Annotated in this window: 1 protein-coding gene; it reads left to right on the forward strand. The window is 63.8% G+C overall.

The window, feature by feature from the left end:
• Positions 1 to 556, forward strand: a 556-nt coding sequence (locus AC1D0P_RS27640) for a cellulose biosynthesis cyclic di-GMP-binding regulatory protein BcsB (RefSeq protein ID WP_477679652.1), incomplete at both ends; no start/stop codon positions are given.

Genomic DNA, 556 nt, shown 5'->3' on the forward strand with positions numbered 1-556 from the left:
GGCGTCGAGTGAACATGCGATCGTCGATGCCGACAGCAGCGGCGCGGAACGCAAGCGGCTGATCCTGACCGGCATGGATACGCTCGATGTCGACCAGCGCGTCAAGGAGTTCGCCGCTTTCGCGCTCAATGACCGTCCGGTCGGCACGCGGGAAGGCCTCAACGCGCTGACCAACCTCAAGGGCCGGACGCTGATGCCCGGCGACAAGGTCTCGCTGAGGGAACTTGGCTATTCCGGGCGGCCATTCTCCGGCCGCTTCGAAGTGTCGCGGCTGAATTTCGCCATGCCGTCCGATTTCTACCCCGGCGACTATTCCAGCATCAATTTCCACCTGAGTGCACGCTATATCGGCGGCCTGGCGCCCGATGCAGTGCTGATGGTCAAGGCCAATGACAAGGAAGTCGCCAATATCCAGTTGAGTTCGACGCGCGAAGGCGAAATCCGCGACCAGCGCCTGCCGATCCCCTTCAGCGTCCTGCGCCCCGGCCAGAACACGCTGTCGGTCGAGGCGCGCGTGCCCTCGCGGCTTGACGCCGCCTGCGACAATGTCGACAAC

The sequence above is a fragment of the Polaromonas sp. P1_G2 genome (assembly GCF_056405515.1).